Source organism: Hydrogenophaga sp. (assembly GCF_035481345.1).
Classification (GTDB): Bacteria; Pseudomonadota; Gammaproteobacteria; order Burkholderiales; family Burkholderiaceae_C; genus Hydrogenophaga.
Map to the genome: position 1 here is coordinate 1 of NZ_DATIGV010000082.1, position 15,849 is coordinate 15,849.

The 15,849-nt window shown below is 68.7% G+C and carries 13 protein-coding genes; 7 read left to right on the top strand and 6 right to left on the bottom strand.

Going from position 1 to position 15,849, the window contains the following annotated elements; translation table 11 throughout:
- Nucleotides 1-201 precede the first annotated feature (201 nt).
- Together VLG41_RS08430 and VLG41_RS08435 are read left to right on the top strand one after the other, a co-directional pair.
- Nucleotides 202-1,485 (top strand): Rieske 2Fe-2S domain-containing protein, encoded by a 1,284-nt coding sequence (locus tag VLG41_RS08430; RefSeq protein ID WP_325348949.1) that lies wholly within the window; start codon nt 202-204, stop codon nt 1,483-1,485.
- Between the two features lie 46 nt (nt 1,486-1,531).
- Complete coding sequence (locus VLG41_RS08435) at nt 1,532-2,560, top strand: tripartite tricarboxylate transporter substrate binding protein (protein WP_325348950.1); 1,029 nt, start codon at nt 1,532-1,534, stop codon at nt 2,558-2,560.
- Between the two features lie 72 nt (nt 2,561-2,632).
- Here the strand turns inward: VLG41_RS08435 and VLG41_RS08440 are convergent, their stop codons facing one another.
- On the bottom strand, nt 2,633-4,471 hold the full coding sequence (locus VLG41_RS08440) for an ATP-binding protein (protein ID WP_325348951.1): 1,839 nt from the start codon (nt 4,469-4,471) through the stop codon (nt 2,633-2,635).
- Between the two features lie 255 nt (nt 4,472-4,726).
- Here VLG41_RS08440 and VLG41_RS08445 point away from each other — a divergent pair, with 255 nt between their 5' ends.
- Complete coding sequence (locus VLG41_RS08445; protein ID WP_325348952.1) at nt 4,727-5,104, top strand: transcriptional repressor; 378 nt, start codon at nt 4,727-4,729, stop codon at nt 5,102-5,104.
- Nucleotides 5,105-5,140: 36 nt separating this feature from the next.
- Here VLG41_RS08445 and VLG41_RS08450 read toward each other — a convergent pair whose 3' ends face one another.
- The 4 genes from VLG41_RS08450 to VLG41_RS08465 all read right to left on the bottom strand — a co-directional run bounded on the left by VLG41_RS08450 (nt 5,141) and on the right by VLG41_RS08465 (nt 10,621).
- On the bottom strand, nt 5,141-6,226 hold the full coding sequence (locus VLG41_RS08450; RefSeq protein ID WP_325348953.1) for an iron ABC transporter permease: 1,086 nt from the start codon (nt 6,224-6,226) through the stop codon (nt 5,141-5,143).
- Entirely contained in the window at nt 6,223-7,401 is a 1,179-nt protein-coding gene (locus VLG41_RS08455; RefSeq protein ID WP_325348954.1) for an ABC transporter substrate-binding protein, read from the bottom strand. Before VLG41_RS08455 ends, VLG41_RS08450 begins: the two co-directional genes overlap by 4 nt.
- Nucleotides 7,402-7,463: 62 nt before the next feature.
- Entirely contained in the window at nt 7,464-8,462 is a 999-nt protein-coding gene (locus VLG41_RS08460; protein WP_325348955.1) for an ABC transporter ATP-binding protein, read from the bottom strand.
- A complete protein-coding gene (locus VLG41_RS08465; protein ID WP_325348956.1) occupies nt 8,462-10,621 on the bottom strand; it encodes a TonB-dependent siderophore receptor in 2,160 nt (719 codons plus the stop codon). The genes VLG41_RS08460 and VLG41_RS08465 overlap by 1 nt, the downstream gene beginning before the upstream one ends.
- 193 nt (nt 10,622-10,814) lie before the next feature.
- On the opposite strand from VLG41_RS08465, the gene VLG41_RS08470 reads away from it, so the two are divergent.
- The 4 genes from VLG41_RS08470 to arcC are packed head-to-tail and all read left to right on the top strand — an operon-like array spanning nt 10,815 to nt 15,509.
- Nucleotides 10,815-12,272, top strand: coding sequence for a YfcC family protein (locus VLG41_RS08470; protein ID WP_325348957.1), 1,458 nt, complete (start codon nt 10,815-10,817; stop codon nt 12,270-12,272).
- Nucleotides 12,272-13,525 (top strand): arginine deiminase, encoded by a 1,254-nt coding sequence (locus VLG41_RS08475; RefSeq protein WP_325348958.1) that lies wholly within the window; start codon nt 12,272-12,274, stop codon nt 13,523-13,525. Before VLG41_RS08470 ends, VLG41_RS08475 begins: the two co-directional genes overlap by 1 nt.
- A gap of 39 nt (nt 13,526-13,564) precedes the next feature.
- Nucleotides 13,565-14,566: an ornithine carbamoyltransferase gene (gene argF, locus VLG41_RS08480; RefSeq protein WP_325348959.1), complete on the top strand. Its 1,002-nt coding sequence runs from the start codon at nt 13,565-13,567 to the stop codon at nt 14,564-14,566.
- A gap of 1 nt (nt 14,567) precedes the next feature.
- Nucleotides 14,568-15,509 (top strand): carbamate kinase, encoded by a 942-nt coding sequence (gene arcC / locus VLG41_RS08485; protein ID WP_325348960.1) that lies wholly within the window; start codon nt 14,568-14,570, stop codon nt 15,507-15,509.
- On the opposite strand, the gene VLG41_RS08490 is transcribed toward arcC, so the two are convergent.
- Nucleotides 15,484-15,849 (bottom strand): YihY/virulence factor BrkB family protein (locus tag VLG41_RS08490; RefSeq protein WP_325348961.1); only part of this gene is annotated, 366 nt, incomplete at its 5' end. The two genes, arcC and VLG41_RS08490, sit on opposite strands and share 26 nt — an antisense overlap.

A 15,849-nucleotide genomic window follows, 5' to 3' on the forward strand; every position in this document is an offset into this window, starting at 1 on the left:
TGCAGGCGGTGCGCTCGCCCGATTTCGGCGCCAAGCTGCTGGCCATGGGCCTGGACCCGGTGGGCTCCACGCCGCAGGCCTACGCCGAGCGCATCCGCGCCGACATCGCCAAGTGGGCGCCCGTGATCAAGGCCGCCGGCGTGACGGTCGACTGACCGGCTTCCCTGCCGCCACGCGGCGGCGTCTTTCCCTCCCGACACCATGCTGAGCAAAGAGAACAACGACCTCCTCACGCGCACCGGTCCCGGCACGCCCATAGGCCGATTGATGCGTTCCTTCTGGACACCCGCGATGACCGAGCGCGAGCTGCCCCCGGCCGATGAGCCACCGGTGCGCCTTCGCCTGCTGGGCGAGGCCCTGGTGGTGTTCCGCGACAGCCAGGGCCGCATCGGCGTGATGGACGAGCACTGCCCGCACCGCGGCGCGAGCCTGTTCTTCGGTCGCAACGAAGAAGGCGGCATCCGCTGCGTGTACCACGGCTGGAAGTTCGACGTGAATGGCCAGTGCATGGAGCTGCCCACGGAGCCCGCCGGCAGCCCCATGTGCGCCAAGATGCGCGCCCGCGCCTACCCCAGCCGCGTGGCGGGTGGCGTGCTGTGGGTGTACATGGGCGAAGGCGAGGCACCGCCGCTGCCGGACTTCGAATGGCTGGGCCTGCCGTCCTCGCACGTCTACGTCTCGCGCTGGGAGCAGGACTGCAACTACGCGCAGGCCATGGAGGGCGAGCTCGACAGCGCGCACGTCGGGTTCCTGCACCGCCTGGTGAAGCGCAACGACGAGGACGACCAGAAACTGACCGGTCGATTCTTCACCAACGACACGGCCCCCGTGTGGAAGGTCCTGCCCACGCCCTCGGGCTTCATGGCCTGCAACGGGCGGCGGGTGGACGCCGAGCGGCGCTACTGGCGCCTGAACCAGTTCCTGCTGCCCTTCTACACCATGATTCCGCCGCACCCGAACGACGCGCAACTGGTGCGCATGTGGGTGCCCATGACGGATGAGCGCTGCTGGGTGCTGTGCGCCACCTTCCGCCCGGACCGGCCGCTGGGCGAGGATGAACTGGCCGCCTGGATCAACGGCGACAACTCGCACCGCCGCGTGGTGCCGGGCACCACCCTGCCCACCGAGCGGCTGGACAACGACTACCTGATCGACCGCGCGCTGCAGAAGACGCATTCCTTCACCGGCATCGCCGGCGTGCGCGCGCAGGACGCGATGGTGGCCGAGACCGCCGGGCCCATCGCCGACCGCACGCGCGAGCACCTGGGCAGCAGCGACCGCGCGGTGGTCGCCATGCGCCGCGCGCTGATCGACGCCGCGAGCGCCTGCGCCGAGCGCGGCGTGCGCCCCGAAGGCTCGACCGCGCCGCACCTCTACCGCGTGCGCGCCACGCAGACGGTGCTGCCGCACGACCTCGATCCCGAGCAATCGGACGAGCTCATGGCCACGGCCCGCCCGCGCGAAGTGTCGCCTGTGGCCAAGTGAATCCGCCCGCCTGACGCCCCCAACAAACATTCCACCGGAGACAAACATGGCCATCCCCTTTCGCGCCCTCGTGCGCCGTGCCCGCGCACTCGCTCTGGCCGGCCTGACAGTCGGCACCCTGTCCGGCCCCGCTATCGCTCAGTCGAGCGAAGCGGCCTACCCGCAAGGACCGATCACCCTGCTGGTGCCGTTCGCCCCCGGCGGCAGCCTGGACGCTACGGCGCGCGTGCTGGGCAACAAGCTCAAGGACATCCTGGGCCAGCCGGTGGTGATAGCCAACCGACCCGGCGCGGGCAGTGCCGTGGCGGCGCGCGCACTGGCCACCGCGAAGCCCGATGGGCTCACCCTGTTCATCACCTCCAGTTCAGCCTTCGGGATCGCCCACTTGCTCGTGCGTGGCCACGACTTCCAGCTCAAGGACTACGCGCCCATCGCCGGCGTGGGCGTCTACACCTCGCTGTTCGCGGTCAGCGATGCAACGCCCGCCAAGAGCCTGTCCGAGCTCGTCGAGCTGGCCGCGAAGAAGCCCAATGGCCTGAACTTCTGCTCCACGGGCGTCAATGGGATGAACCATCTGCAGCTGGAGATGCTCCGCTTCGCGGTGCAGAAAAAGCACCCCGGTGCGAAGTTCAACATCACGCACGTGCCGTACAACGGCGTCGCACCCGCCATGCTGGCCATCAAGGCGGGCGACGTGGACGCCTGCGTGCTGCCTTACAGCGCGCTGGTGAAAAACACCGACGGCGCGGGCCTGCGCGTCATTGCCATGCAGCGCGGCACCCGGCTGCCGATGATGCCCAACGTGGGCACCACCGGCGAGCAAGGTTATGGCGAACTCGACGGCAACGACCAGGTCGTCACCATCTCGGCACCGGCCGCCACGCCCAGGCCTGTGCTTCGTAAACTGGAAGAAGCCGTGCGCGCCGCGATGGACGACCCTCTGGTGATGAAAAGTCTGAACGAGCTGGAGGTGCAGCCCCGGTTCGTGGACGCGGCGGGGGCTCGGCGCTGGCTGGAGGGTGACGTGAGGAAGCTTGCCGATGTCATTCAGGCCGCAGGGCTTACCGGGCAATGAACCCCGCGCCAGCGAATCTCGAGCCCCTGCCGCGCAGGGCTTTTTTGTTGGCCTCGCTGCGCCGGCGCCGACTCAGGTCTTGGCGTCTTCCTCGGCGAGCGCGATGAACTCTCGCTGACGGCTGGTGTCGTGCATCTCCGGCGCCTGCGCCAGGGGCAGGTAGAGCCTGAAACACGCCCCCCGCCCCCGTTGGCTGATGACCCGAACCGCGCCGCCGTGCGCGTTCATGATGCCTTGCACGATCGGAAGTCCAAGGCCGGTGCCCTTGTCCAGTGCCTTGGTGGTGAAGAAGGGCTCGAAGATGCGGTGCAGGTGTTCGGGCGCGATGCCGGGTCCTTCGTCCTGCACCGAGAGCGCCAGGTAGTCACCCGCCGGCAAGTCGGCCAACGAACCGACGGCTTCGCTGCCATCGGCCAACGGCAGGGTCTGTTCCTCCAGCGTGAGGGACACCGTTCCCTGACCACTCATCGCATCGCAGGCATTGATGAGGAGGTTGACGACCACCTGCTTCATCTGCGTCGGGTCCGCGATGACCCAGTCGTGCGCCGTGAGGAGATTCAGTTTGAGCGCGCATCGCTTCATCAGCCCCAGCGAGACCAGGACGCTCGTCTCGTTGACCAGCTCGCCCAGGCGCAAGTGCTCCATTCGCGAGGGGGACTGCCGGCTGAAGGACAGGAGCTGCTTCACCAGCCCATCGGCGTAGCGAACAGATTTGAGCGCCTCCTGCAGGCACGTGGCGCTCGGATGGTGCGCCTCGAGGTCTTCGCATGCCAGCTGGATGCAGCCGGAGATGGCCACGATGGAATTGTTGAAATCGTGCGCGATGCCGCTGGTGAAGCGCCCGATCGCTTCCGCCTTCTGGCTCTGGATCAGTTGCTGGTTCAAGGCCTCTTGCCGGGCGTGCGCCTGGCGCTGTTGCTCGGCGTCGTCACGCAGCTTCACCAGCAGCCGATTGATGCCATGCGCCAGGTCGGCCAGCTCGTCCGAGCCCTTGACCGACAACTGCTCGTCGCTGTCCAGGCCCCGTCCGGTGATTTCGCCCAACTCCCGGTGCGTCCTCTGCAGGCGCCTCAACACCAGTCGATCCAGCAGGACGAGCAGCAAGGCGCCCACGGCCAGGCAGGCCAGCGCCACTTGAGCCGCCGCCGCGAACGCCACGGCATGGCCTTCCTCGTGCAGGTCCCGCTTGAGCTCGAGGATCAGCTCGGCAACGGCCTGCCCGTCGCTGTTGACGATCAGGGCACTCGACTCGAGGATGGCGCGGTGGTGGTCCTGTTCGATGGGGGCCTGTCGGCCCGCTGAGGGTTGGGCAAACGCCAGACGCACCGGATGCATGAGGATGTCGCTGAATCGCGCCAGTTCGGTTTCATCGAACCGGCGAACGGCGGCCAGTGCCCCCTTGGGAACGGCGATGGGCTGCGCCTGATCGCGCACCGCCGCGATCGACACCAGGTACAAGGCGTCGTTGACGCGGTGGTAGGTGCGCACAACGGTCTTGCTGGTCACATCGGAGAGCACCGGAACCGCCAGGCTGCGCAGCGTCTGCTCCATGGCCGGCGACATCGGACGCAAGGCCGGCTCCGGCGTCAACTCCGCGCTGGCCACCGGGCGGCCGAGCGGATCGAGCACCAGCACCTGGGAGATGCCCAGGTACCTCATGTTGTCGGTGCCGAAGTTCTCGGTGAAGTGCTCGGGCCGTCGGCCGCCGATGAACTCGACCGTCTCGTTCCAGTACGCGTAGTCCATGAGCGTGGCGGTCAATCCTTCCAGCTGCTGAGCCAGCAGCCGCCTCGCTCGCTCGCTTTCAACGTGCGACTGCCTCGCCTCCAGCTCGTCAAAGGAGGCGAGGATGGAATGCTGAGAGACGAACACCGAGGACAGGCTCAGCAGGCAGATGGTCAGGCCCACCATCACCCAGGCCTTGTGTTGAAGCTTCATGGTGAATCGAGCATAGGTGCGCGAGTCAGTCAGGTGTGATAGCCGAACAGGCGCTCGCGTGCGGTTTTTGCTCTTGTGCCGGCAGAGTTGTAACGACGACAGTGGCCCGCGCACCGCAGCTGGAACAGTCCCCGCAGGACCCATCCAGCTTTCCCCGCAAGGAGCGAAACGAAGAGCCCGCATGCGAAAATCCGGCGCTTCATCCAGCCAGCAGTTGGCAGTCGAGACATGTCTCAAGAACGCGCTACCCGTCAGCGAGCCGCGATGCGTTCGGTCATCGAAGCGGCGCAGCGCCCCTTGCTGCCCCAGGAGATCTGCGAGTTGGCGCAGGCCGAGGTACCGGGCCTGGGCATCGCCACCGTCTACCGCAACCTGAAGTTGATGCTCGAGGCGCAAGAACTCGAACCGGTTGTCCTTCCCGGTGAGAACGCGCGGTACGAAATCGCACGCCGAGGCCATCACCACCACTTTCAGTGCGAGCGGTGCAAGCGGGTCTTCGACGTCCCCGGTTGCCCCGGCCATCTGGGCCGCCTGACACCGGCCGGATTCACGGTCGAGCGCCACGAGTTGACGCTGTATGGGCGGTGCAGTGATTGCCGGGCGTGAGCCGATCCGGTTCGCCTTGGCGGCGGCATGGCCCGCTCACTCGGCCTGATGCAGCGAGCGGGTTCGGTACAGCAGGTAAAGGGCCAGGGGGGCTCCCACCAGCCCGATGACCGCGTTGAGGTGGAACACGTGCCGGCTCCAGGGCAGGTGCAGCACCAGATCCGCGGCCAGGCCGAGGACAGCCCCAAGCAGGCCCGCGGCGGGCAGCAGGCGTCGGTGGTCGGCTGAACGCATCAGCGCGCGCGCCACTTGCGCGGCCACCAGACCCAGGAAAGCGACCGGGCCGCAAAAGGCCGACACCAGGCCGCTCAACCACGCCGTCGCGAACAGGGCCAGGCGCTTGACCCGTGCGACGGGAATGCCCATGGACGCAGCGTAGCGTTCCCCCAGCAGCAGGCCATTGAGCGGCTTGACCAGGAAGGCGCAGGCCAGCAGCCCCAGCCCGATGCCGGGCAAGAGGATGCGCAGTTGCTGCCAGGTGGCGCCGGCGAAGCTGGCGTCGTCCCAGGCCTTGAACGCACGCGCCTGTGTCTCGTCGATGAAATGCATCAGCACGCTGATGAGGCCGACGCACAGATAGCCCAGCATGAGCCCGACGATCAGCAGCGTGACGGTGCCCACATGGCGCGAGAGGGCCGCCAGCAGCGCCAGCACCGCGGCCGATCCGGCGACCGACGCGACGGCCAGGCCGACGTCGCCCATGAGGCCGAAGCGCAGCAGAAAGGCGTTGCCGGCCAGGCCCGCGAAGGCCACGAGCACCGCGCTGCCCAGGCGCGCCCCGTGGACGATGCCCAGAACGAAGGGATCGGCCAGTGGATTGCGAAACAGTGTCTGCAACAACAAGCCGGCGACCCCCAGGGCCGCCCCCGAGCACAGGGCATTGAGCGCGCGCGGCAGGCGAAAGCCCATCACGATGTCGCGCCACACCGACGGGCCGGGCGATCCCGAGAGCAGCATGTCGGCCACTGCGCCCACGGGGATCGCCACCGAGCCCAGCGAGAGCTCCGCCAGGAAAAGCGCGCCCAGGAGGCACACCAGGACGGCGTACGCGACCGGTGCGCGAGCGTGCCGGGTGGCGGCGCTCGGGGTGGGCGGCGCGGCGGCCGGGTCAAGGGTGCTCATGGCAGTTGGCGAAGGAATTGCAGCGATGCCGGCGGCGGCATGAGTGGCGGATGCAGCACCGAGATGGCCTCCGCCAGCAGGACGTCGGGGCGGCTCATGCTCTGGTCCTGGTGGGGGTGTGCCCACGCCCCGGTGTAGCCGCGGTCCCAGGCGTAGACGCGGCCCGTTCGCGTGGCCGAGAACCACCCGTGAAGCGCATTGGCCGCGACCAGCTGTTGGCGGTCGGCCCGGCCGCCGAGCGTGCCCAGCCACACCGGGGCGTCCGCGCCCTTGGCGTAGACGCGCTCGAACGGTTCGAAGACCAGGCTGCCCGCCCGGTGATCGTCGGCAAGGACGTACTCGCCACCCGCATCGTGGATCAGCCGCGCGCGCTGGTTGCGTCCGCCAAACGTCTCGACGGTGTCGCGACCCGCGGCAAAGCCCGACATCACGCGCGGGCGGAAGCGGGCCTGCGCCGCGATGGCTTTCCAGTGTTCGTAGCGCGCCACGATACCGTCGAACAGCGCGTTGCCACGGGCCTCCCGATTCGTCAGCAGGGCCAGCAGCTTCAGCCATTCGGCGCGGCCGAGGGGGTGCAGCTCGTGATGATCGGCCTGCGGGATGGCGCGCACGCCCAGCTCCCACAGACGCGGGTGCATGTTGCCCTGCGGATACGCGGAGTAGAACGTGAGATAGACGTCGGGCTGCACGGCCATCACGGGCTCGATGGACGCATGGCCGTAGCCCCACATGTCGTGCACCAGGCCCTGTTCGATGCGCCGCCGCACCGAGGGAACGGTGACGCTGCGGGTGCTCTCGGCGCCGAAGAGCCGGTCCACGAGCCCCAGTTCATCCAGGGCGCCCAGCATGGCGGAGTTGCCGGTGACCAGGCGCTGGATCGGCACCTGGATGACCGGCACATGCGGCCCATGCGCCGGCACGGGGGTGCCGCACTGCACGAGCAGGAACTCCAGCACCTCACCCGTGGCGACCGTGGGGGTGAACCGCACCCGCTTGAAGTGCGCGCCATAGCTGACCTGCAACTGGGCGGAATGGCTGAACGCGGTCTTCTGTGGAAAGTAGTCCACGCCGGCCCGGTGATCCGCCACGCAGTTCGTGTCCAGGTTGGCTGCGGGCCCCACGGCGCCGAGCGCAACGGCGGGCCAGGGCTGGCGCGCGGGCGGCGAGACCTGCATGCAGCCAACCAGGGCCAGCAGGACCAGCGGCCCATACGCGCACGCCCGCAGAAGCCCTGGCCTCATGCGACGGCCTGCTGCGGCGACGACTCCCCGGCCAGGAGTTGCTCCACCAGGGCGTGCAGGGTCTCGACAGGCCGGTGCGGCCCTTGGGCGGGCACCCAGGCATACCCCGTGGCCAAGACGTGCACCGCGTCCGGTGCATCGCAGCGAATCACGAAGCCTGCGCGCTCCAAGGCCCGCTTCGCCCAGGTGGCGCGCACACCGTCACCCACGAGCCGCATGGGCGCGCGCCCGCCCCCGCCCACCACGAGTTCGCCGCGCTCCAGATCGAAGGCCAGGCCATCGGCGGCGAAGGTGGCGCTCAGCACGCCGTTGAGGGCCAGGTCCTCGGGCGCTCCCGCGTGCAGGTGGCGCTGTGGGTCGATCACCCACAGGGCATCGGCGTAGCGCATGGCCAGCTCCAGGTCGTGCGAGGACAGCAGCACCGCGAGCCGGTGCTGGCGCGCCAGATCGCGAAGGAGCTGCATGGTCTCGACCCGGCGCGGCAGATCAAGAAAGGCCGTCGCCTCGTCCAGCACCAGCAGCCGGGGCTGCTGGGCGAGTGCGCGTGCGATCAGCACCTTCTGGCGTTCGCCATCGGACATCTCGGACACCAGGCGGTCTGCCAACGGCGTGGCGCCCGCTTGCTCCAGCGCCGCGCCCACGAGCGCGTGGTCGTGCGCATCGAGACGGCCGCGCCAGCCCACGTGTGGATAGCGTCCCAGGCTGGCCAACTCGCGACCCGTCATCAACGCCACCTGCACACGATCGGTCAGCACGACGGACAGCGCGCGGGCACATTCCCTGGCCGTCATGCGCGTCAAGGGCGCGCCATCGATGAGCACCTCGCCCGCGAGGGCGGGCTGCATGGCGCACAGGGTGCGAATGAGCGTGGACTTGCCCGCCCCGTTGGCCCCGATGAGGCAGACGAAGCGGCCATCCGGCACGCTCAGGTCCAGCGGGCCCAACAGCGGTGCCCCGCGATAGCCGGCCACCAGGCCGCGCGCCAGCAGGCCCATCAGAGGGCCGTGCTGAAACTGGCCATGAGGCTGCGCGGCGCACCGGGGAACGTGGGCACAAAGGCACCGCCGGAGTCGTAGTAGCGCTTGTCGCCCATGTTCAGCACCGTGAGTTGCAGCCGGTGGCGTTGCGCGGGACCGAAGCGGTAGGCGAGGTTGGCGTCCCAGCGCACATAGGAGGGCAACTCGAAGGTGTTGCCCGAGTTGGCCTGGCGCGCGCCGACGTAGGTGGCGCCCAGGCCCGCACTCAAACCGGAAGCGGCCCCGCGGAAATCGTAGGTGGACCAGAAGCTCGCGCTGCGCCGCGGCGCGTTGGCCAGCCGCTTGCCCACCATCGCCGGGTCGCTGTCGCGGCTGATCTCCGCTTTCATCTGCGTGTAGCTCGCCAGCAGGCGCCACTGGGGCGATGCGCTGAAGGGCACGTCGAGTTCCCAGCCGCGGCTGCGCTGCTCGCCCACCTGGATGACGTAGTTGAAGTCGTCGGGGTCGGACACGGTGCCGTTGCGGCGACGGATGTCGAAGACGGCCAGCGTGGGCTCCAGGCGCCCGTCCAGCAGGCTCCACTTGGTGCCGACCTCGTACTGCAGCCCGCGCGAGGGGGCGGGCAGTTCGCCACCGCGCAGCATGCCGCTGAAGGGTTCGGTCAGGAAGGACTTGGACCAACTGGCGTAGACGGAGACCGCGTCGATCGGTGTCCATGTCAGGCCCAGGCGCGGCGAGACCGCATCGTCCGTGCGCGACAGCGTGTCCTGGACCGGCAGGTACTGTGCCTTGGCCAGCGAGCGGGAGCGGTCGTAGCGCAGGCCCGCCAGCAGGCGCCATTGCGCATGGATCTCCATCTCGTCCTGGACGTACAGGCCCATGCTTCGGCTTCTGTAGTTGGACGCGTCGTAGGGCAGCAGCGGCCCCGCGACCGTGGTCCCGTGCACCGGGTTGAACAGATCGATGGGCAGGTTCGTCGGAAAGCCCAGCGGCCCGATGTTGGCGTCGGCGGTGAAGTCCCACTCGTCCCGGTTCGCGTCGGCACCGAACAGCAGGCGGTGGCGCATGCCGCCGGCTTCGAGGCGACGCGACACCTCGGCCATCACGGTGGTGTCGGTCTGCTCGTCGATGCTGCGCTGCAGGCGCCGATTGACGTGCGGCTTGGGTGTGCCGACGCCGCTGAGCGGAGGAAAGCCGTAGGGATACCAGAGAGCGTCGGTCTTGGCGTATGACGTCTGCAGCCCGGCCCGCAAGTCCCAGCCGTTGCCGAGCCGATGCTCCAGCACCAGCGAGCCCAGCGCGCTGTCGTTCTTCAGGCGAGCATCGGGCTCGGCGTAGTTGGTGTGGATCGGCACCTGCAGGAACAGCGGGCTGTTGCCGAAGCCGCGGTCGAACGCCGACTGGCGCCGGCCGAGTTCGAGTTCGGCGGTGAGCCTGGTGTGGGCGCCCGATGTCCACTGGAACACCGGCGAGACGAAGGCGGTTCGTGCGTCCACGAAGTCGCGGAAGCTCCCGTTGTCCTGCCAGGCGCCGGTGAGGCGGTAGCTGAGCGTGTCGCTCAAGGGGCCGGTGCTGTCGACCGTGGCGCGATGGAAATCTTCGCTGCCCACCGTCAGGTCCCAACGGGTGCGCGCCTGCGCCAAGGGCTTCTTCGTCACCAGGTTGACCACGCCGCCGGGTTCGAAGCGGCCGTAGAGGGCCGAGGCCGGCCCTTTGAGCACCTCGATCTGTTCGATGTTGACGAGCTCATCCACGGGTGCGAACACGCTGCGCCGAAAGCCGTTCTTCAGGTTCGCCGAGGTGGCGAAGCCGCGCAGGCGAAAGCGGTCGTTGCTGCCGCCCCAGCCCACCTGTGGTGTCAGGCCGGGCACCGTGCGAACCGCCTCGCCGAAGGTGGTGACGCCGCGGTCCTCGATCAGTTCGCGCGTGACGGTCTGGATGGAGAACGGCGTTCCCTTCACCGCCGTGTCGCTCTTGTTCGCCGTGGGCGCCACGACGGCGCGGTAAGCCCGTTCCCGGGTGCCGGTCACGGTCACCGCTTCAAGCGCCGCTGCGGCCTCTTGGGCCGACGCCGGTGCACCAGCGGCGGTGCAGCCCCACAGCACGGCGGCGAACCAGGGCGTGGCGCCCGGCCATGGGCGGGCGTTCTTCTTCGCGTCGGCGCGACGGCGATTCATGCAAATGCTCCTTCATTTTTTGATAATGATAGGGCATTTGCAATAACAAGCAGGCGTGGATGCGCCACGGCGATCGTCACGGTCCTTGACCGACGTCAAGGCGCTCCCGGCATCGCCGACCCAAGATGCCCCGGACGCTGCGCCAACCCCTTGCATCCCGCGAAGAAGTGCCAGCGCCAATGGAGGCAACACCATGGCAAACCACGCGCAGCCGATGACGGGCGCGGCACCCGCCCCTCTGCCCACCGTGCAAGACCGGTTCCCGACCGCCTACACCATCCTGTTCGCGCTGATCGTTCTGATGGCCGCGCTGACCTGGGTGCTGCCCGCCGGGCAATACGAGCGCGTGGCCAACGAAGCCCTCGGCAAGGACGCGCCGGTGCCGGGCACCTATCAGGTGGTCGATGCCGCACCACAGGGAGTGCTCGATGTGCTGATGGCGCCCATCACGGGCTTCTACAACCAGGCGACGGGCGTGGCCAATGCCATCGACGTCTCGCTGTTCGTGCTGGTCATCGGCGGCTTCCTGGGCGTGGTCAACGCCACCGGCGCCATCAACACCGGCATCGAACGGGTCATGCAGCGCATGCAGGGACGCGAGAAATGGATGATCCCGGTGCTGATGCTGCTGTTCGCCGCCGGAGGCACCACCTACGGCATGGCGGAAGAAACGCTGGCCTTCTACGTGCTGTTGCTGCCGCTGATGATCGCGGTGGGCTACGACGCGCTCACGGGCGTGGCCGTGATCATGGTGGGCGCCGGCATCGGCGTTCTCGGCTCCACCATCAACCCCTTCTCCACCGCCATCGCCTCCAACGCGGCGGGCATCCCGTTCACCCAGGGCATGGTCTTGCGCCTGGTGATCCTGGCGCTGGGTTGGCTGATCTGCGTGGCCTACGTGATGCGCTACGCGGAGCGCGTGCGCAAGGACCCGTCCCGCTCGCTGGTGGCCGATCTCAAGGCGGACAACGAGGCGCACTTCCTGCGCCACCGCGAGAGCCATCGCGACCAGGTGCTCACCGGGCGACAGCAGATCATCCTCGTGCTGTTTGGCGCCACCTTCGTCGCCATGGTCTGGGGCGTGGCCCTGCGCGGCTGGTGGATGGCCGAGATGTCGGCGCTGTTCCTGGCGTCGGCCATCGCCGTGGGGCTGGTGGCCTGGATGGGCGAGAAACCCTTCACCAACGCCTTCGTCGACGGCTCGCGCGAGTTGTTGGGCGTGGCCCTGGTGATCGGCCTGGCGCGCGGCATCGTGGTGATCATGGACCAGGGGAAGATCACCGACACCATCCTGCACGCGCTGGAGGGCTGGATCGGCGGCATGTCCGACGTGGCCTTCGTGAACGCGCTCTTCGCCACCGAAGGCCTGCTGAGTCTGCTGGTGCCGTCCACCTCCGGGCTGGCGGTGTTGAGCATGCCGATTCTTGCGCCCCTGTCGGACTTCGCCGGCGTGCCGCGCGACCTGGCCGTCACCGCATTCCAGACCGCGATCGGCATCACCAACCTGGTCACGCCCACGTACGCGGTGGTGGTCGGCGCGCTGGCCATCGGGCGGGTGCCGTACCAGCGTTGGGTGCGCTTCATCTGGCCGCTGATGCTGATGCTGGCCCTGCTCAGCATGGCCTCGCTGAGCGCGGCGGTGCTGTTGTGATGGCGTCCCGCGCGCCCCACGCGCCACAGGAGGACGCGACCCGCTTCGGCGTGCATTCCGAGGTTGGCAAGCTGCGGCGTGTGCTCGTGGGCTCGCCGGGACTGGCCCACGAACGCCTGACGCCCGCCAATTGCGACGCGATGCTGTTCGACGACGTGTTCTGGGTGCAGCAGGCGCGCACCGACCACTTCGACTTCGTCACGAAGATGCAGGACCGCGGCGTGGAGGTGCTGGAGATGGGCCAGCTGCTGAGCGAAACCCTTGCGCTGCCCGCGGCACGCGACTGGGTGCTGCAGCGCCGGGTGACACCGGACCACGTGGGCGTGGGCATGCTCGACGAGCTCAAGGGCTGGCTGTGGGAACTGCCCGCCGCCCAGCTCGCGCGCCACCTGGTGGGCGGCCTGGCGGTGCACGAGCTGCCGTTCAAACCCGAGGGCATGTTCGGTCCCTACCTCGGCCCCGACGGTTTCGTGCTGCCGCCCCTGCCCAACCTGATGTTCACCCGCGACACCAGCGCGTGGATCTACGGCGGCGTGAGCCTCAATCCCATGCACTGGCCAGCCCGCCGGCAGGAGACCCTGCTGACGGCTGCCGTGTACCGGTTCCACCCATTGTTCGCGCAGGCCGGTTTCCCGGTGTGGTGGGGCGATCCCGACATCGACCATGGTCCGGCCACACTGGAAGGTGGGGACATCATGCCCATCGGCAACGGCGTGGTGCTGGTGGGCATGGGCGAACGCAGCACGCCGCAGGCGGTGGGGCAACTGGCGCAGGCCCTGTTCGCCGCCGGTGCCGCGCAGCGCGTGGTGGCCTGCCAGATGCCGCGCTCGCGCGCCGCCATGCACCTGGACACGGTGTTCTCGTTCTGCGACCGCGACACCGTGACGAGCTTCGTCGAGGTGGCGGCGCAGATCGTGTGCCACAGCCTTTATCCGAACGACCGCGGCGGCATCGACTGCCGCACCGAGACGCAGCCCTTGTTCGACGTGGTGGCGCAATGCCTGGGGCTGAAGGCGCTGCGTGTCATCCCCACGGGGGGCGACGGATACGAGCAGGCGCGCGAGCAATGGGACGATGGCAACAACGTGCTGGCCATCGAACCCGGCGTGGTGATCGGCTACGACCGCAACACCCACACCAACACCCTGCTGCGCAAGGCCGGCATCGAGGTGATCACCATTCGCGGCGGCGAACTCGGCCGGGGCCGCGGTGGCGCGCACTGCATGAGCTGCCCGCTGTGGCGCGAGGCATGACCGGGCCCCGAACGCGGCCCTGAAGACGAAAGGCACGCCATGGCCATCAACCTGCGCAACCGCAACTTCCTGAACCTGAGCGACTTCTCGGCGGGCGAGATCGGCTTCCTGCTCAAGCTCGCCGCCGACCTGAAGGTGGCCAAGTACACCGGCACCGAACAGCCCCTGTTGCGTGGCAAGGAGATCGCGCTGATCTTCGAGAAGGACTCCACCCGCACACGCGTTGGCTTCGAGGTGGCGGCGCACGACCAGGGCGCCACGGTCACCTACCTCGGGCCCTCGGGCAGCCACATCGGCCACAAGGAATCGATCAAGGACACCGCCCGGGTGCTGGGCCGCGTCTACGACGCGATCGAGTACCGGGGCCACGGACAGTCGGTGGTCGACACGCTGGCGAAATGGTCGGGGGTACCCGTGTACAACGGGCTGACCGACCAGTTTCACCCGACGCAGATCCTGGCCGACTTCATGACCATGCGGGAGCATTGCGACAAGCCCCTGCGCGACGTGGCCTTCTGCTTCCTCGGCGACACGGGCAACAACATGGGCAACTCGCTGCTGGCGGGTGCCGCCAAGCTCGGCATGGACGTGCGCCTGTGCGGGCCGCAAAGCTTGTGGCCCGACGAGGCCGTCGTCCAGGAAGCGAAGGCCCTGGCGCGGGACAGCGGCGCCCGCATCCTGCTGACCGAAGACCTGGCTGAGGGCGTGAAGGGCTGCGACTTTCTCTACACCGACGTCTGGGTCTCGATGGGCGAGCCCGAATCCGTCTGGGCCGAGCGCATCCGCCTGCTGCTGCCGTACCAGGTCAACGCCCGGGCAATGGCCTTGACCGGCCATCCGCGCGTGCGCTTCATGCACTGCCTGCCCGCTTTTCACAACACCGAGACGGAAGTGGGCGCGCAGATGGAGAAGCTGTACGGCATCAAGGCAATGGAGGTGGACGAGGAGGTCTTCGAGAGCCCGGCGTCCATCGTGTTCGACCAGGCCGAGAACCGCATGCACACGATCAAGGCGGTTCTGGTCGCCACGCTGGGCGGCTGACGTGGCGCGCGTGGTGGTCGCACTGGGGGGCAATGCACTGCTGCGGCGCGGTGAGCCCGTGAGCGCAGCGACGCAGCGAGACAACATCCGCCGCGCCGCCCGCGCGCTCGCGCGGCTCATGGAAGAGGGGCACCAACTGGTCATCACCCACGGCAACGGGCCGCAGGTGGGCCTGCTGGCATTGCAGGGCGAGGCCGCCGGACAGAGCGGGTTTCCGCTCGACGTGCTGGGCGCGGAGACCGAAGGAATGATCGGCTACGTGCTGCAGCAGGAACTGGACAACGCCCACCCGGCGCCAGCGCGTTTTGCCACGCTGTTGACGCAGGTGGAGGTGGACCCGCGCGACGCCGCGTTCGGCGCACCGGACAAGCCCGTGGGCCCGGTCTACAGCGAAGCGCAGGCCCACACGCTGAAGCAGCAGCGCGGCTGGGCTGTCGCACCCGACGGCCAGGCCTGGCGCCGCGTCGTGGCGTCGCCCAGGCCCCTGCGCATCCTCGAGATCGAGGTCATCCGCCTCCTGGTCGAACAGGGCGTGACGGTGATCTGCGCGGGCGGCGGCGGCATTCCGGTGGTGCGCCGGGCGGACGGCACGCACATCGGCGTAGAGGCCGTCATCGACAAGGACCACGCCAGCGGCCTGCTCGCGGCCGAGCTGCAGGCAGATGCCTTCCTCATGCTCACCGACGTGCCCGCCGTGTTCGCCGACTGGGGCACACCGGCCCAGCGCGCGCTGGGCGACGTGGCGCCACCGGCACTCGCCGCCATGGACTTCGCCGCCGGCTCGATGGGACCGAAGGTGCGTGCCGCCTGCGATTTCGTGACCCGCACCGGCGGGCTGGCCGGCATCGGCGCACTGGATGACGCATCCGCCATCCTGGCGCGGCGGGCCGGCACGCGGGTGGTGGTCGATCGGGCGCTCAGCCGCTCCCACCCGCCCCGCTAGGGTCGGGGCCCGGGTGGCTGACGAGCGGGCCGTTGGCAGGGGCGAGAGAGCCGTGCGCCTGCGCATAGACCTTGGTGAACTCGGCACCCAGCAGGAAGATCTGCGCGGCGTAGTAGACCCACGCGAGCAGCACCACCAGCGAGCCCGCGGCCTGGAAGGACTCGGTGATGCCGCTCTTGCCAAGGTACAGGCCGATCAACAGCTTGCCGAGCTCGAACAGCGCCGCCGTGACGAGGGCGCCCACCCACACGTCGCGCCACGCGACCGAGGTGCTCGGCATGAACTTGAAGATCATCGCGAACAGCACCGTGGTGAAGCTCAGCGACACCAGGACGTTGAG